Genomic DNA, 19860 nt, shown 5'->3' on the forward strand with positions numbered 1-19860 from the left:
GTTTAATTGTTAAAAATGTGTCAAGCGTGCAATCGGACTGCATCCCAAAAGCTTTCTTCCACATCTGCCAATAGTTTTGGTTCAGGTTCTAATTCCCCAATGCGGACAAGTCGCTCAAGCTCAAGAAATGCTCCGTAAATGATGGCAATCAAAGCAGAAGAAGGCAGCTCCTTAATTTCTTTTTTTTCTTTTCCATAATCAAAGAAATTTTTAAATATATTCAATAGCCCTTGAAAACTAGCATGACTATCTTCATTTAAAAAATGGGCTCCACTATGTATCTTTATAAAATAAAGAGCTTGGTCCTGCTCATTTGTAAAATGAACCATAGATTTAAAAATATGGTGGAACTGATTGCGAATCGAATCATCATGGGGAAATCCATTCTTGATCGTTTCAGTGAAAATATCCAAGTACTCTTGAAAAATCTTGTTGCCCAGCACCTCCTTATTCTCAAAGTAACGATAGATGGTACCGGCTCCAACCCCTGCCGATGTAGCTATCATCGGAATCGTCGTGGCATCATATCCCCGTTCGGCGAATAGTTCCAAAGCGCTGGATACTATACTGTCTCGTTTATTTACTGCATTGATCATAATGATTCACCCCTTTTATAAGATGCGGAATGAATGTTCATTCCTATTAATGTAAGTGTATACCCAATAAAATCCCATCTCAATCGCGCATATTACCCATATTTTGTGAATTCTTTGTTAATGAAGGGGGATAAAAGGCTGATGTTTTTTCTTATAATTAGTTAAATTAGTACAAATCACTATCGTTAGACCCATAAGAAAAAGAGCTGATCGTCACAGCTCTTCAAGTTTAAAAACAGGAAGTTTTTCATGTACACCAATAATGACGGAAATTATGCATGATGATAGCGTTCGGATAGTTTCTTTTTATGGGCATTAAACACTTCTTCCAATGGAATATCGTACTTGTTCGCAATCACAATCAAGTTACCTAGCACATCTCCCAATTCTTCGATTAACTCCTGTTTGTTCTCTTCAAACGAACCAATAACTTCATCAGGTCTATCCCTGCCAATCTCAAGGGAGCGAATGGCCCGTGCCACCTCGCCAGTTTCTTCTGCCAAAAAGCCAATGCGAATGAAAATGTCCAAATCTGACCATCCTCGTGCTTCATAATAATCTTTTACCCATTGTTGAAATTCAGTGACGTTCATATTCATCCACCCTTCATTTAGATAATTCAAGTTTAACAAAACCCCCTGAATTATGTATGATAAGAAGGGAAGATTACTAAATGGGAGATGTGATATTTTGAAAAGTCTAGCTGTATTTTGTGGATCAAGCATTGGTGCATCTACTGTCTATGTAGAAGAGGCTAAAAAACTGGGTGCGGTACTGGCAAAACGTAATATTACCCTTGTTTATGGAGGCTCAAGTGTAGGAATCATGGGTGCAGTTGCAGATTCCGTTTTGGAAGCAGGCGGAAATGTAATTGGCGTAATGCCAGATTTTCTAGAAAAAAAGGAAATAGCCCATAAGAACTTAACCGAACTGATTGTCGTGGAATCCATGCATGAAAGAAAAGCTAAAATGGCTGAGCTTGCAGATGGGTTCATTGCCTTGCCAGGCGGGCCAGGAACATTGGAAGAATTCTTTGAGATTTTCACTTGGGCTCAACTTGGTCTTCATCAAAAACCTTGCGGACTCTTAAATATCAATCACTATTATGATCCTTTGGTCGCTTTATTCAATCATATGTCCGACGAACAGTTCCTTCATGAAAAATTCCGTTCGATGGCGCTGGTAGATGTTGAACCAAATGGGCTCCTTGATCAATTCAATACATATGAACCGCCAACCGTAAAAACTTTCATTACCGAAAAACAGACCTGATTATAAAAAAACAACAGGCCAAGATCAATAATGACCTTGGCCTGTTGTGATATACTGCTGCGCACTGAAGGGTTAGGTAAATATCAGGTTTAAATAATCTCCATGCCCTTTAATAAGTTCCACTTCATGTTGGGATGAAATCCAGAAGAAATGGAATGTCAGCCCCTCTTCATCTCCTCCACCCGTTTGCTGATAGTCCCATTCATCAGGAACAATCGATACACTTATTTGATAAAAATATCTATTATGTATGGCACCATCAGCGCTCTCCCAAAAATCTTCCGCAACTAATTTCTCCACATGAAAATTCTCAAGACCTGTTTCTTCTTTCATTTCCCTAATCACTGCTTGGTAAGCATTTTCTTGAGGTTTCACTGTTCCCTTAGGTATCTGTATACCCGCTTCCCTAATGGGATGTTGAAAAACCAATACCTGAGTTTCTCCATTTTTGATTCTTGTCACATACCCATAGGCTTTTTTTATCGGTATCACTTTCATCCCCCCGTGTTCAAGTTACCCCTATTGAAAGATCAATCACCAAAAGCAAATATGAGCTCTGTCTCGCATACAGTTTCTCCATCAACAGTAGCCCTTCCTTTTCCTTTCCCGATAGGACCTTTCAAGCGAGTAATCTCCACTTCTAAACGTAATTGGTCCCCTGGTCTTACTTGCCTTTTAAAACGACATCCATCGATCCCAGCCAAAAGCCCAATCCGCCCTTGATTTTCTTCTTTTGTAAGCATAATAACAGCACTTACCTGTGCTAAAGCCTCAACGATCAATACACCTGGCATCACTGGGTGATTTGGAAAGTGACCAGTAAAAAACTCTTCATTTGCTGTTACATTTTTAATGGCCACCGCCCTCTTTCCTTCTTCCAATTCCAGTACTCTATCAACTAAAAGAAATGGATAGCGATGCCTGATAATGTCTTTGATTTCTTGGATATCAACCAATATTAAGCCCCCCATTGTGATGAATTCTTTTCCTTTATTTTACCATCAGGATCACCATATGGATATTTTTGTATTTACCACACTACACTTCTTTCAACAAAAAAAGGCTGCCTGAGCAACCCTGTTTTTAAGTCTCGCTTAAAAGTCCTTTGATTTTTTTTCCTTCGATTTAGTCAATGGAGATAGAAGTATTTGTTCATACCTCGCATAACCCGCTAATATTGTATGAATCAAACTTATCTTAGGAACAACAAAGTAAACAACCAGGCCTGAAATGGTGCTCAGTATAGCTCCTACCAGCACATCTGCTGGAAAGTGGACTCCTACCCAAATACGGGAAATGCCAACAAGGAAAGCCAGCACGATCCATAGCATCCACCATCCTCTTTTGAAAAGCCAAAAGGATACACAAAACGAGAAAAACAAGATGGTATGGTCGCTTGGAAATGAATTATCCACTGCTTTTTCAATCAACTTATTAACATTGGTCAATTCGGCAAATGGCTGATTGTTCGAATGCAATCCCCCTGCCATTTTCCCCATCATTTCAGCTATTACAAACGTAATCATTCCACAAACAACCATCATTCTACTCTGTTCATTTCGAGTGATCCATATTACGATGACTGCTAAAGCTAATAAGAATACCATGTACTCGGCAATGAAAATGGCAGAAGGGTTTAAATAAGAGTATTGTTTCCCTAAGTCATTTATCATTCTAAATACATTGACATTCCATTCAAATAGACTCATTTCATATCCACCTTTCCTCTTTTTCTTTCATAGTAAAAGAAAAGAGGTGTAAATCGCCATCGATTTTCCTAACAGTTTTAGCTGCAATCTTACAATATTGTCACGTGTTCAACTATCGCTAGAGTATAAATCTTCTTGTATATTTCTAAGACATTCTATATAATCCATAGAAAAATCAGGAGGTTAGTCAGGTGAATAATGATAGTAACTCTGTTCTAATTCATAAAAACCAAGAAGCTGTTTGGCATGCGATTACAAATGATGAAAACATTTCAAAATGGTATGCCCCGGGTTCAAAATGGAATATTCCTAAACTCAAGGTTGGCGAGAAGGCAATCTTCGTATTAATGCCTAGTGCACATAACAATCTTAAAGATAACGAAAGTATTCCAATGAGCTTTACCATCCAAGAAGTAATTCCTAACGAAAAGTTTTCTTATTCCTCGGATTCGGATAACCTCGTTTTCACTTTCGAAATATACCCAGAACCTGAAGGAACTAGAGTATCCATTAACATGGACGGATTTGAACTTAGTTTGGCAAACCTAAAAGCATTTTCAGAAGGAAGAGAACTTCCCTATACCTAATAATGAAATAAACACGATGATGCTCACGAAGTTTATTAAAAGATGCGAGTAATTTACTTAAACCAATAGAGAAGGTTCGTTGAAGAAGAAGTGATAAAATAAAGGGGAATTTAGTTGTGAGGTGGAAGAAATGAACACCATTTTAGAAGAGTTCTTGGAGTTAAAAGAAATATTAAACTCGTTCAATGGCCTCAATAAAGATTATAATTGGCTACTTACCGACTTAGATTGGTCTTACCCTGAAAATTACCTTGATTACTTCGAAGATTATCGAATTATTGACGACCCTCATAATAACTTCTGGATTACAGGTGAAAATCTAACGGAACTTGCCAATAATAAAGATTTTCATTTTATATGGGGTGTATTTTCGGCATTCGATAAAAACGAAAAAATTGATTTAGATGACATTAAAGAAGAACCATATGCTGATGGAAATCCGAATTTTTGGGTGGAAAATCCAATTATCCAACATCCTAAGGCTATGGTTGAATTGGTTCTGTGGGACTCTTCATTGATTTTACTTCTTAGTAAAGATGATGATATATCCAGAAATTTCAGAAATACTTTTGAAGGGTGGAAAGATTTAATTTATCACAATCAGTCGTAATACCAACTGCTGCAACCCTTTTCTTCCGAACTAAAGGACAAGTTAATGAGGAATGAGGAAAATTAACGAGGTGCAAAAATGCTTTTAAACGAATTTATGAATGAGAATTTCCCAAACTTAGAACTTAGACCACCCGTGTTTTATAGTTGGAAAATTGGTATCCGTTTTGAATTAGGTGTGGACTATGATAGTGGTTTTGCTTATGAAAATAGCCCATATCTACAAGGAGTATATAAAAGGGTGATCACTTTATTTAAGTCCTTGCATTCTAATAACGATGATATTTATATTGTAGTTGACGTTAGTGATTATGCAGATGATTTTAAACTTAAATCAAAAACTTTTTCTCGTTATATTAAAGGGAAATCTGTCTTATATGGGTTAAACCAAAAGACTATTATTCATGACGATGATGAAGAAGGAACATATAAAACACATAGATTCACTTTAAAATGTAAAACATCCGACTTCAAATACATTCCTATGTTGAAAGCAATCTGCAATCAGGATATGGGGATAAGACCTAGTATTTTTAATATGGTCTATTTTATCAACATCAACAGGAAAACTATATTTCACGTTTATGATGACAGGGGTTGTGATTTAGTGGCGACCTCGCGCGAAACAATAAGAGATGTTTATGACAACTACAACGATTGGATATTAGCTTACGACAGAAATGAAACAGACGGGGTATTCAAATAAAGGATTCAACTAACAAGTGCGTTAGCTGAAGATCAATATATAATGAAGCAATAGGATAATGGGGGGGAAAATGCTGCACATACAGAAAGATTCCGATACTGTAATCATTGTCATTCACGAAATTTATGGACTGAACGAACATATGCAGGGTTTTTGTGAATCATTATCGAATCAGGGTTTTGATGTCATCTGTCCGAATTTGTTAGACCGAGAGACACCTTTTGATTATTCCCAAGAGGATGCTGCTTATCGTCATTTTATGGAGAATGTAGGTTTTACAGGCGCTTTACATAAAATAAAGGATATATTATCGGATGTTAAAGATGAATACCAAAAAATATTCATCCTTGGATTTAGTGCAGGGGCAACTGTGGCTTGGCTGTGTAGTGAGGACGAATGTGTCGATGGAATGGTTGGATACTACGGTTCCCGTATTAGGAATTATGTAGAATTAACGCCACAATGCCCTACACTGTTATTCTTTCCGCAAGAAGAATCAGCATTTAATGTGGACGAATTGATTTCAGCTTTAGAAATAAAGAATATCGAAGTGCATAAATTCAACGGAAAACACGGATTCAGTGACCCTTACAGTTCAAAGTATCATGTAGAATCAGCACAAAACGCTTTTAGCAAAATGCTGAAGTTTTTCATGATGAACTGAGGTGTCACATTCTCTAATATCGTTTTGTATTGATCCATTGTATCGAACCAGCATCGCTATGGGGATGACTGTCCGTTTGAACCTTTTTGTACTCCACTTTCAATTCTTTCAAGGTTAACGTCATAAGCTGTTCCACACTCTTATTTACAGTATGGATCATAAGTTTATGGATTAATTCCTTCCGCCTTTCTTCCACACTCTTCCTCATTTCACCCTCCCCTTTTCATTATCTTTCCACTGATTATATGAAATGATGGATCTTCAGACAGGGGTAATGATCATCGGATTCCTTCTCTTCAATTTTAATTATTTTGATATATTCTTCCTCTAAATCGGTTAGTGTTAATTCAAATAGATGGATGTCATTCTTTTTATAGACTCCCTCGTTAATCAACTTGTTGATCAGGAAGTTTCTTTTCTTTTCAATTGCTTTACGTAATAATATCCCCATAATAAATCCTCCTTTATTATATGAACAACTACGGTATTGGAACAGCGATGGAACCTGGCTCATACACCAAAAAAAACGGAGACATCTCTTTTTAAAGAAAAGTCTCCGGTTTTCCGGTCAATTAACCTATAATTCCTATTTAATTACTCGGTATTGTTATTTCTTATATTACAAACTCCGAGCTCCGTAGTCAACAAAAATTTTTATTTTATTTATTTTTCCGTTTGCTTCGCTTCATGAAATGCCGTTTTCACCTTACCCAACAGGTCTTTATTCGATAGCAATCGATATCCTGTAAGCGCAAGTGCTTTTGCACCAGTCAGAATGGCTTTGTTTCCAGCTTCTGATTTAGCACAGTCGCGGAATTCATTCGTATGGGCAATCAACTCATCCGGTCCAATTTTAATATAAGGATGGGCTGTCGGCACTACATGGCTTACATTACCTGCATCCGTCGAACCAAAACCACTCTCTTTTCGAGGGGCCACCGCTTCCCCCAATTGATCCAGTTCTTCTTTTAACAGTTCATCAAGGACTGGATTAATGACAAAATCGAGTACTTCATTTTGGAAACGCTCGACTTTAACCGTGCTTCCTGTGGCAAGTGCTGCCCCTTCAGCGACAGCACGTATTTTTCGGGACACTTCTTGGCAAAGTTTCCATGTTGTTGCCCTAATGTAAAATCTGGCTGAAGCAAATTCAGGAATGATGTTAGGCGCTTCCCCGCCATTGGTGATTATTCCGTGGATCTTGACCTCGGTTGGAAGCTGCTGGCGCAAAGCATTAATGCCATTGAACAGCTGAATCACCCCATCAAGTGCATTTACGCCTTGTTCAGGAGCAGCAGCCGCATGTGCTGCCTTCCCGTAAAAATGAAAATCAAGGGGATCGACGGCCAAAAATGGACTAGTTATACCCGTTTGTCCGGCAGGATGGATAATGATGGCTGCATCCACCCCATCAAATAGACCATGTTTCACAAAACTGCCTTTTGCGCTTCCATTCGGCCCGCCCTCTTCAGCCGGTGTACCGAAAACAATCACCTCTCCGCCCGTTTCCTCCAGCACTTGAGCCAAGGAAATGCCTGCTGCAACACTCGTTGTGCCGATGATATTATGGCCACAAGCATGGCCTAAACCCGGCAATGCATCATACTCGGCTAAAAAGGCAATGGTAGGTCCTTCCTTTGAAGAGGTTTTTTTGGCGATGAATCCTGTTTCATGTCCAGCTATATTGCGGGTCACTTCAAATCCTTCATGTTGAAGTATTCCGGTTAACGTGTCCGAAGCGAAGAACTCTTGATTCCCAATTTCGGGTTTGGCATGAATGGCTTGACTCGTTTGGATATATAATTCGGAATGAAGGTCGATGTGATCTTCAATGATTTGCTGATGCTGCTTCTGCACTAATTCTCTCGCCATACTCTTATCTCCCCTTTTATTTATTGGTTTAAAAGGCCGGATAGCATTTTGAATCCTTCCGGCATTCCTTCACATTGTTCTATTCATCATTTTTCGTTAGCTGGTTTTGTCCAAGCATCTTGGTAATTCAATAATTCATCTACAGAAACATATGCAGGAATGGTGTTTCCATTAAACGTTTTTTCAATGAATTTCTTCACTTCTTTCGATTGATAAAGCTCTACTAATTTTTGCAGCTCAGGACGATCGGCATTTCCCTTTTTAACTGCAATGATATTGATATATGGTTTCGCCGTTTTACTTTCATGGAATAATGCATCTTTTAAAGTAAGGTCTGCTTCGACGGCAAAGTTATTATTAATGGCTGAAGCATCGGCATCATCCAATAGACGCGGTGTATTGCCGGCAGCAACAGGTTTGATTTTCAATTTTTTCGGATTTTCCTTAATGATTTCCAATGATCCCGATCCATTGAATTCCTCTTTCAATGTAATCAATCCAGCTTCTTGAAGAAGGAGTAACGCACGGCCAAAGTTTGTTGCTTCATTCGGAACCGCTATCGTAGCGCCATCTGGAAGATCCTTGAGATCTTTGTGCTTTTTCGAATAAAGGCCCATAGGTGCAATGACAGTTGACCCGATGGCCTCTAATTTCAGATTTTGATCTTGAACGAATTCATCGAAGTAGGCGACCGTTTGGAATGAATTCGCATCAATTTCCCCTTCACTTAATGCAAGGTTCGGTTGGATATAATCATTGAAAGTGACCAGTTCGATATTCAGCCCCTTATCTTTAGCTAAGTCGACAATGTATTCCCATGTTCTCGTATCCCCACTGCTGACACCGACTTTTACTGTTTTCACATCATCCGAACCGCCTGATGCACCCTCTTCGTTCCCGCATGCTGTAGCCACGATGGCCAATGCCAATACTATGATCGTTAATAAGATTTTCTTCATTTCTCCTACCTCCTGTTATTTTTATCTTCTTCTGATTTTTCTTGAAACAAAATTCCCGGTGGATTGCAGTAATTGAACGATGATCACGAGCGCCGCCACTGTGACGACCATCGTCATCGTATCGAACCTTTGATAACCGTAAGCCAAAGCTAAATCTCCGACCCCGCCTGCTCCGACGGCACCTGCCATGGCCGTAGATCCGACCAGCCCGATTGTCGCTGTTGTAAATGTAAGGATCAATGAACTAAGTCCCTCGGGAATCAAAAAGCGGTAAATGATTTGCCATGTCGTCGCCCCCATCGCCTGAGCTGCCTCGATGATCCCTTTGTCCACTTCCAAAAGGGAGTTTTCGACAAGCCGGGCAATATAAGGAGCCGCGTAAAAGATAAGCGGAACAATGGCCGCATTCGTTCCGATCGCACTGCCTACGAGCATTCTGGTAAACGGAATAAGTGCTACAAGCAAGATGATGAAAGGAACCGACCGCAATATATTGATGATCGGATTCAATACATTAAAGATCCATTTATTCTCCAGGATGTGACCCTTTCTTGTAATGACAAGCAGGATACCGAGCGGAAGCCCAATCAATCCGGAAAATACCAATGAGATGGCTACCATATAAAGTGTGTCACCGAAAGCTGTCGACAGCTGCTCTGCCGTTATTTCCATTCCCCAAAGCGTATTACCCATTTATCTGCACCTCCTGGACGAGAATCCCCTCATCTTTAATATATTGATAAGCCTTGTCCACCTCTTTTTTGTTCCCTGTCACTTCGATGATCAAATTCCCAAAAGGCGTTTCCTGAATTTCAGAAATATTGGCTGATAATACGCTTAAATGAACATCATATTTCTTCGAGATGGTAGAAAGTAAAGGAGTACCCGAAGTAGTCCCAATAAAATTAATTTTCCAAATAATCGGGATATGGGACCCTATACTTTTTAGGAAACTTTGTGGAATCTCATCATGTATGACCGTTCTCACGAAGTTTTTTGCAATATCCGTCTGCGGCTTGGCAAAAACCTCGAAAACTGAACCTTGTTCAACTACAAATCCGCCCTCCATGACCGCTACTTTATTGCAAATTTCCCTAATAACAGACATTTCATGAGTGATTAACAGAATCGTAATATTGTATTCTTTATTAATTTTCTTTAAGAGCTGCAGAACCGCACTCGTTGTTTGTGGATCCAATGCAGATGTAGCTTCATCACACAATAAGATCGATGGATTGGTAGCCAATGCTCTCGCTATGCCGATCCGCTGCTTTTGACCGCCGGATAATTGTTCCGGATAGCTCTTTGCCTTACTTGATAAGCCAACGAACTCTAACAGCTCGCCTACCCGCTGTTTGATTTCTTTACTAGGAGTTCCTGATAAAACCAGCGGCATGGCGATATTATCAAAAACAGTCTTTGAGTTTAGCAAGTTGAAATGCTGAAAGATCATTCCGATTTTTTTCTTTTCTGCCCGCAATTCCTTCGGATTTAATGAAGTTAAATCCTTACCCCCGACAATCACCGAACCATCTGAAGGCTGTTCAAGCAGGTTGACCAACCTGATCAACGTACTTTTCCCGGCCCCGCTATAACCGACGACACCGAATATATCCCCCTTTTCCACCGTCAAATTAATTCCTTTCAAAGCCTCAACGGTCTGTTTCTTTGTTTGATAAACCTTTTTAACATTTTGAAACTCAATCATCCTATCTCCCCCCATGTTGTTTATTTGTTAAAATTCATTATCAGAGAAGAGCTTTGCAAAGTTTCATAATGATAGGGTTAATTTCGAAATTCACGAGTAAATGATCGAAACTCACGAGTAAATGCCCGAAACTCACGAGTAAATGATCGAATCTCACGAGTAAATCAATAATTCTCCAAATAACCATATACATTTTGAATAAACAAAAGAGGCCTCTTCCGTCATCAGACAGAAGAGGCCTCTTTTAGAAATAAAAAAGAGTAAACTCTTAATTTAATTATCTAAGAAAAGCTCCTTCTTATCTTTCAAACTTTCGTCCGTTGGAATTAGCACAGTATTTTTACAAAAGTAAAAACCCGCTGCCGAGGTATCATAGGGCCAAGTCCCTCCACATCTCTTGATAAGAATTAACGTTATATTTAATTATGTCCTTCACTATATATTCTAATTTCTCTAAAGTCAACCATATTTTTCAGCGCACTAAATATTTTTATAGTATAGTGACTTGATGTTTTTTAATTATATTAATATAATTTTTTCTATTTTATAATGATTTACTCATTCTCCATACAGGGTAATTTTCATTTTCTTCGCTTATCTTCATCATGCCCGAATTCGTATATAATCGAATCGCCCTTTGGTTATTCGGAGAAACCCTTAAATGATATTCGGATACATTAAATTGCCTGAAAAAGTTTTCTGCGTAGCGAACCAATTCCTTGCCAAGGCCTTTACTGCGGTATTCAGGAATAAGATAAAATAGATTCACATAGCCGATCTCAGTTCCTTCATACTCCCGAATTTGAAGCTCCATTTGTCCAATCGGTTCTTGGTCCTTTTCAAGGATCACCTGTCCATCCGGAAATTTGCGGACCCGTTCTTTCATTCGTTGCAAGTATGTATTTTCATCTCCAAAACCGTCTTCAGATCCAAAACTTACAACAAATGAATCTTTCCGGAATTTAACGATAATATCTTTATCTTTGTCCGTATCAATGGTACGAAAAAGCAAATTCATCCACCCCTATCATTTTATTGGAATAGTTTTTAGATAGGTAATACTCATTTTTTTACGCTAATTCACCATTTTCAATTTCATAAATAAAAGGCTTAAAGAGGCCCTTTCGTTTTTGTGCCTTGATGAAAAAACATTTGCCATCTTCCATTCGTACATTTCCAGATTGAACTTCTTAAGGTATGTTCCGCTTTACTTTCATCAAAAATCCGGTACGTAGTTAACACGGTATCCTCTGACAATTGATGCATGTCAAATTGACTTAAGGTCATTTTCACCGCACCGGCTCCCTCTTCCCCCACAAAATCGCTTTTAGTCCATATATTACCCGAACTGCCAAACTCAAAGAAATCATCTTTCAATAATAATGAAAGCTCTTCTGGAGATGTACGGATTTCAGATTTTAACAATTTCTCCTCCAGCTGATACAAATGCTCTTTTAACAACGAAGAATCACTTTCCATTCATCTTGTCCTCCTTTTTCAACTACTTTCCTCGAGTTGACTGCTTCTCAATACGATTGGAAAATGGTGTATAATTCATACAAAGACTTTCATACGGTGGTGAATTCATGATCCATGCTGTCAAAGATTTTTTTTCCAGCTGCTTGCTGATTACCAGTTGGTTAATATTTGCGGTCAGCAGCATTTTTTTCATTTTTTCGTTTTTAACCGTTTTTGCCATACCTATTTTCTTATTAATATTTTTAACCGGCTTACTTTGTTTCCATATTTCCAAGAAACTGGACTCATGACGGATTTCTAAGTGTTAAGAACAATTTATTCCATAATACTAGCGGTAATTCCTTTTAAACTGCCATTCGATACGATTTATTCCCTGCTAAAACCCAATAATATGGTCCTCAAAATGGATTAATTCGGCCTTCACCCCTTCATTGAATCCATAAAAAAAGGAGCTGCAATGACAGCTCCTTTTTTCATGCATCCGTTCATGTTTATCGTGATAGGGTCCCCTGCAGACGATTCGTTTCGGCGATTACTTTTTCTTCATCGATCGTTAAGCAGCGGCCATCTTTCACGACCATTTTGCCATCAATGTATACATCACATACATCATTTCCGCGTGCTGCATAAAGCAGGTGCGAATAGGCTTCACTCAGTGGCTGCAGATGTTCTTTGTTATATGGGTAAATGGTGATGAAGTCTGCTTTTTTACCAGCTTCAAGTGATCCCGTATGACCCATGCCGATCGCTTCTGCACCCATTCTGGTGGCCATGGCGAGGGCCGTTTGTGCAGGGAATTTAGTGGCATCCTTATAGATTCCTTTTTGTAGTAATGCAGCTGTCCTTATTTCCTCGAACATATCGAAGTTGTTATTCGAGGCGACGCCGTCTGTTGCAACCCCAACTTTAATGCCTGCATTAAGGAGGCTGACGACATCTGCTATTCCAGATCCGAGCTTCAGGTTACTGATTGGATTATGGGCAACGCGTACATCGTGCTGTTTTAGTATCGCCCGTTCTTCATCATTGAGAACCACACCATGGGCCATCACGGTAGGCTGATCGAACAGTCCTAAACGGCGAAGGTGCTCGACAGGACGGGATCCGTAACGTTTTTCGATGTCGAGGATTTCAAAGTCCGTTTCCGATACGTGAATGTGCACCATTAAATCATTCTCTTTTGCAATCCGTGCACTTTCCATAATCGCCTCAGGTGTACAGGCATAAGGGCTGTGTGGCGCGACCATGGTGGTCAGGCGGCCATCGGCAAACGTTTTATAGTTTTTTGAAAACTGCTCAGCCCCCATGAGGTTCGCTTTTTGGTCTTTTTCCGTACCCAAGTTGAAAATTGTGTAAGAGAAGGCTCCGCGCATTCCCGTTTCGCCTATCGTCTCCATGACAGCACCCGCATCTATTCCATTAGGATTAAACATATCCGAAAATGTCGTGGTTCCTGATTTCATCATTTCCATAAGGCCAAGCTGAGAACTTACAGAGGCGATTTCCGTTGTAAACTGGCTTTCAATCGGCCATATTTTCGTTTCAAGCCACGGCTTCAGCAGCATGTCGTCCCCGATTCCGCGTAAAAGGGTCATCACAATATGCGAATGGGCATTCACAAGGCCTGGCATAATCCATTTCCCGCCAAGGTTGACCACTTGATCAGCATCTGCCAATTGTTCTTCAGAGTGCTGGCCGATGTAGGATATGGTTTGATCTTGTATAATCATCATCCCATTTTCAAAGATTTGATTTTCTTTATCCATAGTAAAAAAGGTAGCATTCATATATATCGTTTTCATATAAGTATTTCCTCCAAAGTCGTATCATGTATCAACATGTTTCTATTCCGCATTCTAAACTAGCATCTTACAGGTAATCAAGTAATTCCATATTATCAGGGGACATTTCCATTTACCTTAGGAACCTATTGGAAGAGCTTCAAGATGAATGCTTCCTTCAATATGTCCGTTCAATCAGCAAACCACATAGAAATGTCCATTGCAAATTCAGCAGGCAAATCAGCTGCTTAAAAAAATCTTCCCTCTATTGCCCACAGGGGTTTCGGTGATACGAATGGCTTCTTGCACATCTTGAAGGCCGTAGTAGGAATCCGGCTTCATGAACATCAATCTTTCATCAGCAATGAAACCCATCAAAAGGTTAAACGTTTCATGCCAGGTTTGAACGGAAGCCTGCTGATTCCAATGGCGAAGATGAAACATTTTAACATTCACTTTTGTCCTTTGTGAAACTTCCGCCCAATTTACAGACTTTCCTGATAAAAGGCCAATCGTTAATAAGATGCCGTTAGGCCGAACACAAAAAGCTAGCTCTGAACCATCAATGCCGCCCACTGAATCTATGGCCGCATTCGCTCCGCGCCCATTCGTCCATTCCATCACGGTATCATGCAAGGATGATTGGGACGTATCGATTACATATGCAGCACCAAGTTCATGCAGTTCTTCCGTATACTTATCGTTTCTCGTTACAGCAATCAGCTTAAAACCAAGAATCCTGGATAACTGGGCAAATAAACGGCCAATGGAAGATCCGCAAGCATTTACGAGTAATACATCATCCGGTTTCAATGCTAATACTTCTGTGATTATTAGCCACGCGGTTATCGGATTTATATATAATTGCGCTGCTATATGGTCCTCGATCGAATCAGGAATGACGATGGCCAGCTCCGCAGATGCTTTAACATAATCCTGCCAGGTCCCTTCACCACGCAAAGGCAGTACACGCTTGCCTATCAGCTCTTTCGAAACCGATGCACCCACCTCTTCTACAATGCCGACACCTTCATAACCAGGTATGGAAGGTAAGGGGATTCGGTGGGAATAGGCACCGCGAATGGGCAGCAAGTCAGACGGGTTAATGGGACGTGTGGTCATCCGAACGAGGACTTCCCCCTCGAAAGGTCTTTGGATAAATTTATTTTCAACTTTTAAAACCTTTTGCGGATTCCCAAACTCATAGAATGTAACACATTTGGCTTCCAAAATAATAAGTCTCCTTTTATGTATAAGTCTATCTATTTTATCATTTAAACTGAGCCTGGCCAGTATTCTAAAAAACTTAAAGAGCTGTTAATTCTGGATTTAATGTATTGTGGTTCTTCACGTTTTAATCACTTCTAATTAAGCATTCCGTTTTATTATTATAATCCCTTTTCACCTTCAATTGACCTGCCCCTTTCGTTCCATAAAAAAAAGGTTGCCGCAGCAACCCAGGTTTAGAAGTATCTAATATAAAAACCCCTATCAGTTTAATCCGGCATTTTAGTAGGAAACCCGGGATATTTCACAACAGGCCATTTCTCCTTACGTAGTGAATCGAGCAAAAGGCATCCCCTTTTGAAGGAATGCCTCATTTAATGTTGGTTGGATTAATATAAAAATCTACCGCTAACGTCTTGATCTATATTAATAGGGAAGAAACTGCTTCTAATGATCTTGAGATAAACCAATTGGAATGCATAGAGGCGTTTGATCAACTGGATTTTCAATAATACAGCATTCCAGTCTAAAGACGTCCTTGATCATCTCTTTTGTAAAGACCTTTTCAGGCGGTCCCTCTTTATAGATTTTCCCCTTAACGATGCTAATCAGATGATCTGCATACTGTGCAGCTTGATTTAAATCATGCAGAACCATGACAATCGTGCGCCCATAAGTTACGTTTAAATCGCGCAGTAATTCCAATATTTCAATTTGGTGTGCTAAGTCTAGATAGGTTGTCGGTTCATCTAGCAGTAAAAGGTCGGTTTCTTGTACTAAAGCCATCGAAATCCATGCTCTTTGCCTTTGTCCTCCAGATAATGCATCCAATGTGCGGTCAGCAAATTCAGTCATTTTCGTTGCAGATAAAGCACGGTCGACAATGGCATGATCTTCTGGAGTTTGTCTGGAAAACAATCCTTTGTGTGGATGCCTGCCATAATAACATAAATCTTTAACGGTTATATCTTCCGGCGCTTCCGGAGCTTGCGGTAAAATAGCCAATTTCTTCGCAACTTCCTTGGAAGATTGTTGATGAATGGCCTTTCCATCTAAATAGATCGTGCCTTGCTGAGGTATTAATAATCTAGCTAGAGACCGTAAAATGGTAGATTTGCCACAACCATTGGAACCTATGATTATACTGATTTTACCTTCTGGAATTTCTAAATCGATATTATCAATGATTTGAGTTGATCCATAAGAGAGAGAAAGATGCTCTGCTGATAATGTTGTCATGATCGCCAGCCTTCCTTATGTTATTTTTCGTTCACGACGTAATAGATATAAAAAGTATGGCACCCCAATAACCGCAGTGATAATTCCGGCGGGTATTTCTATTGGAGGGAATAATCCTCTGCCCAAGCTATCAGCAACGAGTAGAAAGATAGAACCAAAGAGCGCTGAAGCAGGAAGTAAAACCTTGAATTTAGATCCAACCACTCTACGGGCAATATGGGGGGCGATTAAACCAATAAATCCGATGGAACCAACCGCAGCTACACAGACTCCAATTAAAATGACAGAAACACCTAGTAAAATATAACGCAGTAATTTTGATCTTTCACCGAGACCTGTAGCTATTTCGTCTCCAAGGCTCAGTACATCCATTTTAGAAGTTAATGCAATTAATACCGGGACAAGAACTAGACATGGAAGCAAAATGAATACTTGATCCCATCCTCTTCCCCATAGACTCCCCGTTAACCACAAGAGAGTCGTATTCACATCATCCGGGAACTTGACCATGAAATACTCTATGCCTGCTTGACATATTGCCCCTAAAGCAATTCCCACCAAAGCTATTGTATTTGGTTGAGCCCCTTTTTTATAAACAAATATCATCAAAATTGCCGCCATGACCGCTGCTCCGATAAAAGCTGAAAGGGGTAAAATGATGATTGGCGATTGCGGAAATAGAACAATGACGATAACAGCTGCCAATCCGGCACCTTTTGTTACCCCAATCACATCGGGAGAAGCCAATGGATTTCGAAGGACCCCTTGCAGAATGGCTCCAGCCGTTGCCAATCCGGCACCCACTATCACGGCAATCAAAATACGGGGTATCCGGTAGTTGTGCAGTATGAATGCCTGACTTTGCATGCCATTTCCAAGGAAATTTTGGATGATTTCCAAAGGTGAGATGTAAATGGCCCCTAATCCCAGGCTCACCATTGATAAAATCAGCATGATTACCATAAGTATAAGGAGAATGGAATAAGGGTGAAATTTGGGTTTCAACACGGATTTTCGACTAAGTTTCATTGCTTAATATTCCTCCCTCTCTTCGCTAAATAAAGGAAGAATGGCGCACCGATTATAGCTGTTACAATTCCTACTGGCGATTCAAAAGGATAAGCGATAAACCGGGCGATAATATCTGCATAAACTAAGAGTAAAGCGCCGAATAATGCAGAAAAAGGGATGATTCTTCGATAATCTCCCCCCACCAGCCTCCTGACGATATGAGGAATAATCAAACCAACAAAGCCCACTGGGCCTGCGACGGCAACCGAAGATCCTGCCAAAATAATGACCAATATTCCTGCTAAAATCCGGATTCGGTACACCCGTTGCCCAAGTCCTTGCGCCATATTTTCTCCTAATACAAGGACGGAAACAGATCGAGAGAACAAGACAGCTACAAATAGCCCAAAAAGAGACCAAGGAAGAATCATGTTAACGTGCGCCCATGTTTTCCCATTAATAGATCCGACTAACCAATAGAGCACATCTTTCGCTTGTTCATTAAAGATGATCATGCCTTGCGTTAAAGAAGATAAAAAAAAGTGAACAGCCATTCCCGCCAATGCCAGCTTCACTTGGGTCATTCCCCCTCCCGAAGCAAAAGAATAGACTGCCATCCCTCCCACTGCTGCACCAATGAATGCAACGCAAACTAGAGAGACGGAAGAAAGGTTAGGAAAGAAAACAAAAGCTGAAACAATAAAAAATGACGCACCGGCATTAACACCAAATACTTGTGGAGAAGCTAATGAATTCCGGGTGATAGCCTGCATGAGAGCACCCGCCACCGCTAAATTAGCACCGACCAATGCTCCAACCAAAGCTCGAGGTAAACGAAGAGTCCTTATAATAACCTGTTCTTTTGACGAGTCCATCTCAAAAAAGGACTTCAAAACCATTGCTAAATTTATGTCGGCCGCGCCCACAGAAATACTTGTTAGGACTCCCAAAATTAACAAAACGATTCCGGCTACAGCTGTACAATACACTTTCATTTTACTTCTAACTAAGGTCTCCATTGACTATACAACACACTTCCTAACAAGATTTTCATACTAATAGAAAGAGAAGTAAGAATTGGATCTCTTACTTCTCTTTTGTTCCTTATTCGTTACCAAGCATGTTTAAGGTGTCTTTAGCAATGGCCTCTGCGGATACAACACCACGGTATCTTGTCCATAAATCCCGATCAACACTATAAACTTGTTTGTTTTTTACAGCCTTTAGGTCTTTCCAAAGAGGGTTATCTTTCCACTCATCAGTAAGTAACTTACCCTCATTGTTCGCCAAAAGCAGCACATCCGGATTAATCTCGACAAGTTGCTCCAGATTCATCTCAGCATGTGGTTGGTCTTGCTGAATGGCATTTTTCAATCCCATTCGTTCAAGCAATTCTCCATCATAAGAAGAAGAAGTATGAGCTTGGAATGAAGTATCCCGTACAACAGCAGGTAAAACCGTCATATTTGAATTAACTGTTAGCTTTGATTTAAGTTCTTTGATCGTTTTTTCATGCTCGTTTAATCTTTTATCTGCAGCCTCTTCCTGATTTACTGCTTTTGCAATCGTTTTGAAAGAATCCAAGTTTTCTTGATAGGTAGATTCCCGACTTTTTAAGACAACGGTAGGAGCGATCTGCTGTAAATCTTTATAAATACCTTTATGCCGCTCAGCATCTGCAATGATTAAATCCGGCTGTAATGAACTGATAACCTCTAAATTAGGCTGTTCACGTGTTCCTACTGAAGTATAATCCATTTCTTGACCTACAAGTTTTGTAATCATATCTTTTTTGTTGTCATCTGAAATCCCAATAGGTTTTATTCCTAGAGCATTTAGAGAATCAACGAAAGATAACTCAAGGGTAACTATTTTTTTAGGAGTATTTTTAATTTCCGTTTCTCCCATTTCATGCTTAATCGTCCTTATTTCTTGATTCTTTGTTTCGGCAGATGTCTTATCTGCTTCTGTTGTTTTTTGAGAATTATTACATCCTGATAAAATCATCATAATCGTAAATAACAGGATTAATGCTCCTCCCCCAAATGTTCTTGCTTTTTTAGATTCTCTCATTTTTTGCACCCTTTCCGTCATCTATATCTATTTAACTTCTTAACCAACGAATACATTCATAATTGAAAATGATTATCATTATCCTGCTGTTATGATAAAGTCATCGATTGATAGCGTCAATATTAATGAAATTTTGTGAATAAAAATCATTATGGCCATTAAGGCAACCTGCATGGATTTTATACGTGAAGTAAGTTGAAGTACCGATTCGGCAAGGGCTTGAAGTTGAACATTAACAAAAGTAAAAAAAGCAGACCCGTTAAGGTCTGCTCTTTTGATCAATGTATGTCCTCATTTTCTTTCCATCAGCATTTCCTCAATAGGAAATACTTCATTTGAAGCTTCCCCTTTTGAGGGTTTTATGGAGG

27 protein-coding genes and 1 riboswitch are annotated in these 19860 nt (G+C 39.6%); of the genes, 5 read left to right on the forward strand and 22 right to left on the reverse strand.

Annotated features, from left to right (window positions below):
• Positions 1–20 precede the first annotated feature (20 nt).
• On the reverse strand, positions 21–596 hold the full coding sequence (locus tag ABIE66_RS22210) for a TetR/AcrR family transcriptional regulator (protein WP_289326358.1): 576 nt from the start codon (positions 594–596) through the stop codon (positions 21–23).
• Positions 597–868: 272 nt separating this feature from the next.
• Positions 869–1189, reverse strand: a complete 321-nt coding sequence (locus ABIE66_RS22215) for a MazG nucleotide pyrophosphohydrolase domain-containing protein (RefSeq protein ID WP_370017100.1) — start codon at positions 1187–1189, stop codon at positions 869–871.
• Between the two features lie 97 nt (positions 1190–1286).
• Here ABIE66_RS22215 and ABIE66_RS22220 point away from each other — a divergent pair, with 97 nt between their 5' ends.
• On the forward strand, positions 1287–1868 hold the full coding sequence (locus ABIE66_RS22220; protein ID WP_370016321.1) for an LOG family protein: 582 nt from the start codon (positions 1287–1289) through the stop codon (positions 1866–1868).
• A gap of 72 nt (positions 1869–1940) precedes the next feature.
• On the opposite strand, the gene ABIE66_RS22225 is transcribed toward ABIE66_RS22220, so the two are convergent.
• The 3 genes from ABIE66_RS22225 to ABIE66_RS22235 form a co-directional block, all read right to left on the reverse strand.
• Positions 1941–2366 (reverse strand): NUDIX hydrolase, encoded by a 426-nt coding sequence (locus ABIE66_RS22225; protein WP_370016322.1) that lies wholly within the window; start codon positions 2364–2366, stop codon positions 1941–1943.
• A gap of 32 nt (positions 2367–2398) precedes the next feature.
• Positions 2399–2824, reverse strand: coding sequence for a 3-hydroxyacyl-ACP dehydratase FabZ (gene fabZ, locus ABIE66_RS22230; RefSeq protein WP_289334345.1), 426 nt, complete (start codon positions 2822–2824; stop codon positions 2399–2401).
• Positions 2825–2962: 138 nt separating this feature from the next.
• Positions 2963–3577, reverse strand: a complete 615-nt coding sequence (locus ABIE66_RS22235; protein ID WP_370016323.1) for an undecaprenyl-diphosphatase — start codon at positions 3575–3577, stop codon at positions 2963–2965.
• Positions 3578–3768: 191 nt separating this feature from the next.
• Between ABIE66_RS22235 and ABIE66_RS22240 the strand changes: the two genes are divergently transcribed.
• The 4 genes from ABIE66_RS22240 to ABIE66_RS22255 all read left to right on the forward strand — a co-directional run bounded on the left by ABIE66_RS22240 (position 3769) and on the right by ABIE66_RS22255 (position 6143).
• Positions 3769–4164: an SRPBCC family protein gene (locus tag ABIE66_RS22240; RefSeq protein ID WP_370016324.1), complete on the forward strand. Its 396-nt coding sequence runs from the start codon at positions 3769–3771 to the stop codon at positions 4162–4164.
• A gap of 130 nt (positions 4165–4294) precedes the next feature.
• On the forward strand, positions 4295–4774 hold the full coding sequence (locus tag ABIE66_RS22245; RefSeq protein ID WP_370016325.1) for a hypothetical protein: 480 nt from the start codon (positions 4295–4297) through the stop codon (positions 4772–4774).
• Positions 4775–4852: 78 nt separating this feature from the next.
• Entirely contained in the window at positions 4853–5479 is a 627-nt protein-coding gene (locus ABIE66_RS22250) for a DUF3885 domain-containing protein (protein WP_370016326.1), read from the forward strand.
• A 70-nt stretch (positions 5480–5549) separates the two neighbouring features.
• Positions 5550–6143 carry a dienelactone hydrolase family protein gene (locus tag ABIE66_RS22255; protein ID WP_370016327.1) on the forward strand — a complete coding sequence of 198 codons (594 nt, stop codon included), beginning with the start codon at positions 5550–5552 and terminating at the stop codon, positions 6141–6143.
• A 13-nt stretch (positions 6144–6156) separates the two neighbouring features.
• Here ABIE66_RS22255 and ABIE66_RS22260 read toward each other — a convergent pair whose 3' ends face one another.
• The 17 genes from ABIE66_RS22260 to ABIE66_RS22340 form a co-directional block, all read right to left on the reverse strand.
• Positions 6157–6351, reverse strand: a complete 195-nt coding sequence (locus ABIE66_RS22260; RefSeq protein ID WP_370016328.1) for a Fur-regulated basic protein FbpA — start codon at positions 6349–6351, stop codon at positions 6157–6159.
• Between the two features lie 33 nt (positions 6352–6384).
• The gene (locus tag ABIE66_RS22265; RefSeq protein WP_289326368.1) at positions 6385–6594 is read right to left on the reverse strand and encodes a Fur-regulated basic protein FbpA; all 210 of its coding nucleotides are present in this window, start codon (positions 6592–6594) and stop codon (positions 6385–6387) included.
• Between the two features lie 212 nt (positions 6595–6806).
• The gene (locus ABIE66_RS22270; protein ID WP_370016329.1) at positions 6807–8015 is read right to left on the reverse strand and encodes a M20 family metallopeptidase; all 1209 of its coding nucleotides are present in this window, start codon (positions 8013–8015) and stop codon (positions 6807–6809) included.
• Positions 8016–8101: 86 nt separating this feature from the next.
• The gene (locus tag ABIE66_RS22275; RefSeq protein ID WP_370016330.1) at positions 8102–8974 is read right to left on the reverse strand and encodes a MetQ/NlpA family ABC transporter substrate-binding protein; all 873 of its coding nucleotides are present in this window, start codon (positions 8972–8974) and stop codon (positions 8102–8104) included.
• Between the two features lie 21 nt (positions 8975–8995).
• Positions 8996–9646, reverse strand: coding sequence for a methionine ABC transporter permease (locus ABIE66_RS22280; RefSeq protein ID WP_289318292.1), 651 nt, complete (start codon positions 9644–9646; stop codon positions 8996–8998).
• Positions 9647–9659: 13 nt separating this feature from the next.
• Complete coding sequence (locus ABIE66_RS22285; protein WP_289326371.1) at positions 9660–10682, reverse strand: methionine ABC transporter ATP-binding protein; 1023 nt, start codon at positions 10680–10682, stop codon at positions 9660–9662.
• Positions 10683–10722: 40 nt separating this feature from the next.
• A complete protein-coding gene (locus ABIE66_RS22290) occupies positions 10723–10875 on the reverse strand; it encodes a hypothetical protein (protein ID WP_370016331.1) in 153 nt (50 codons plus the stop codon).
• A 102-nt stretch (positions 10876–10977) separates the two neighbouring features.
• Positions 10978–11089, reverse strand: a riboswitch (SAM riboswitch).
• Positions 11090–11226: 137 nt separating this feature from the next.
• Positions 11227–11700, reverse strand: a complete 474-nt coding sequence (locus tag ABIE66_RS22295; RefSeq protein WP_370016332.1) for a GNAT family N-acetyltransferase — start codon at positions 11698–11700, stop codon at positions 11227–11229.
• A 92-nt stretch (positions 11701–11792) separates the two neighbouring features.
• Positions 11793–12161: a nuclear transport factor 2 family protein gene (locus ABIE66_RS22300; protein WP_289326374.1), complete on the reverse strand. Its 369-nt coding sequence runs from the start codon at positions 12159–12161 to the stop codon at positions 11793–11795.
• Positions 12162–12183: 22 nt separating this feature from the next.
• Positions 12184–12435 carry a hypothetical protein gene (locus tag ABIE66_RS22305; protein WP_370016333.1) on the reverse strand — a complete coding sequence of 84 codons (252 nt, stop codon included), beginning with the start codon at positions 12433–12435 and terminating at the stop codon, positions 12184–12186.
• Positions 12436–12652: 217 nt separating this feature from the next.
• Entirely contained in the window at positions 12653–13963 is a 1311-nt protein-coding gene (locus ABIE66_RS22310) for an amidohydrolase family protein (protein ID WP_370016334.1), read from the reverse strand.
• 219 nt (positions 13964–14182) lie between these two features.
• Complete coding sequence (locus tag ABIE66_RS22315) at positions 14183–15172, reverse strand: zinc-dependent alcohol dehydrogenase family protein (protein ID WP_370016335.1); 990 nt, start codon at positions 15170–15172, stop codon at positions 14183–14185.
• Between the two features lie 444 nt (positions 15173–15616).
• The gene (locus ABIE66_RS22320) at positions 15617–16408 is read right to left on the reverse strand and encodes an ABC transporter ATP-binding protein (protein WP_370016336.1); all 792 of its coding nucleotides are present in this window, start codon (positions 16406–16408) and stop codon (positions 15617–15619) included.
• Positions 16409–16423: 15 nt separating this feature from the next.
• Positions 16424–17437, reverse strand: coding sequence for a FecCD family ABC transporter permease (locus tag ABIE66_RS22325; protein WP_370016337.1), 1014 nt, complete (start codon positions 17435–17437; stop codon positions 16424–16426).
• A complete protein-coding gene (locus tag ABIE66_RS22330) occupies positions 17434–18438 on the reverse strand; it encodes a FecCD family ABC transporter permease (RefSeq protein ID WP_370016338.1) in 1005 nt (334 codons plus the stop codon). The genes ABIE66_RS22325 and ABIE66_RS22330 overlap by 4 nt, the downstream gene beginning before the upstream one ends.
• A gap of 85 nt (positions 18439–18523) precedes the next feature.
• Positions 18524–19492: an ABC transporter substrate-binding protein gene (locus tag ABIE66_RS22335; RefSeq protein ID WP_370016339.1), complete on the reverse strand. Its 969-nt coding sequence runs from the start codon at positions 19490–19492 to the stop codon at positions 18524–18526.
• A gap of 78 nt (positions 19493–19570) precedes the next feature.
• The gene (locus tag ABIE66_RS22340; protein WP_370016340.1) at positions 19571–19774 is read right to left on the reverse strand and encodes a hypothetical protein; all 204 of its coding nucleotides are present in this window, start codon (positions 19772–19774) and stop codon (positions 19571–19573) included.
• Positions 19775–19860: the final 86 nt, after the last annotated feature.

It is taken from the genome of Peribacillus sp. B2I2 (genome assembly GCF_041261685.1).
GTDB lineage: Bacteria > Bacillota > Bacilli > Bacillales > DSM-1321 > Peribacillus.

What these genes read in the sequence shown, in the direction of transcription:
- ABIE66_RS22210 (WP_289326358.1), bottom strand. Translation starts at nt 596, where the DNA reads ATGATCAATGCAGTAAATAAACGAGACAGTATAGTATCCAGCGCTTTG.
- ABIE66_RS22215 (WP_370017100.1), bottom strand. Translation starts at nt 1,189, where the DNA reads ATGAACGTCACTGAATTTCAACAATGGGTAAAAGATTATTATGAAGCA.
- ABIE66_RS22225 (WP_370016322.1), bottom strand. Translation starts at nt 2,366, where the DNA reads ATGAAAGTGATACCGATAAAAAAAGCCTATGGGTATGTGACAAGAATC.
- ABIE66_RS22235 (WP_370016323.1), bottom strand. Translation starts at nt 3,577, where the DNA reads ATGAGTCTATTTGAATGGAATGTCAATGTATTTAGAATGATAAATGAC.
- ABIE66_RS22245 (WP_370016325.1), top strand. Translation starts at nt 4,295, where the DNA reads ATGAACACCATTTTAGAAGAGTTCTTGGAGTTAAAAGAAATATTAAAC.
- ABIE66_RS22250 (WP_370016326.1), top strand. Translation starts at nt 4,853, where the DNA reads ATGCTTTTAAACGAATTTATGAATGAGAATTTCCCAAACTTAGAACTT.
- ABIE66_RS22255 (WP_370016327.1), top strand. Translation starts at nt 5,550, where the DNA reads ATGCTGCACATACAGAAAGATTCCGATACTGTAATCATTGTCATTCAC.
- ABIE66_RS22260 (WP_370016328.1), bottom strand. Translation starts at nt 6,351, where the DNA reads ATGAGGAAGAGTGTGGAAGAAAGGCGGAAGGAATTAATCCATAAACTT.
- ABIE66_RS22265 (WP_289326368.1), bottom strand. Translation starts at nt 6,594, where the DNA reads ATGGGGATATTATTACGTAAAGCAATTGAAAAGAAAAGAAACTTCCTG.
- ABIE66_RS22270 (WP_370016329.1), bottom strand. Translation starts at nt 8,015, where the DNA reads ATGGCGAGAGAATTAGTGCAGAAGCAGCATCAGCAAATCATTGAAGAT.
- ABIE66_RS22275 (WP_370016330.1), bottom strand. Translation starts at nt 8,974, where the DNA reads ATGAAGAAAATCTTATTAACGATCATAGTATTGGCATTGGCCATCGTG.
- ABIE66_RS22280 (WP_289318292.1), bottom strand. Translation starts at nt 9,646, where the DNA reads ATGGAAATAACGGCAGAGCAGCTGTCGACAGCTTTCGGTGACACACTT.
- ABIE66_RS22285 (WP_289326371.1), bottom strand. Translation starts at nt 10,682, where the DNA reads ATGATTGAGTTTCAAAATGTTAAAAAGGTTTATCAAACAAAGAAACAG.
- ABIE66_RS22290 (WP_370016331.1), bottom strand. Translation starts at nt 10,875, where the DNA reads ATGTATATGGTTATTTGGAGAATTATTGATTTACTCGTGAGATTCGAT.
- ABIE66_RS22295 (WP_370016332.1), bottom strand. Translation starts at nt 11,700, where the DNA reads ATGAATTTGCTTTTTCGTACCATTGATACGGACAAAGATAAAGATATT.
- ABIE66_RS22300 (WP_289326374.1), bottom strand. Translation starts at nt 12,161, where the DNA reads ATGGAAAGTGATTCTTCGTTGTTAAAAGAGCATTTGTATCAGCTGGAG.
- ABIE66_RS22310 (WP_370016334.1), bottom strand. Translation starts at nt 13,963, where the DNA reads ATGAAAACGATATATATGAATGCTACCTTTTTTACTATGGATAAAGAA.
- ABIE66_RS22320 (WP_370016336.1), bottom strand. Translation starts at nt 16,408, where the DNA reads ATGACAACATTATCAGCAGAGCATCTTTCTCTCTCTTATGGATCAACT.
- ABIE66_RS22325 (WP_370016337.1), bottom strand. Translation starts at nt 17,437, where the DNA reads ATGAAACTTAGTCGAAAATCCGTGTTGAAACCCAAATTTCACCCTTAT.
- ABIE66_RS22330 (WP_370016338.1), bottom strand. Translation starts at nt 18,438, where the DNA reads ATGGAGACCTTAGTTAGAAGTAAAATGAAAGTGTATTGTACAGCTGTA.
- ABIE66_RS22335 (WP_370016339.1), bottom strand. Translation starts at nt 19,492, where the DNA reads ATGAGAGAATCTAAAAAAGCAAGAACATTTGGGGGAGGAGCATTAATC.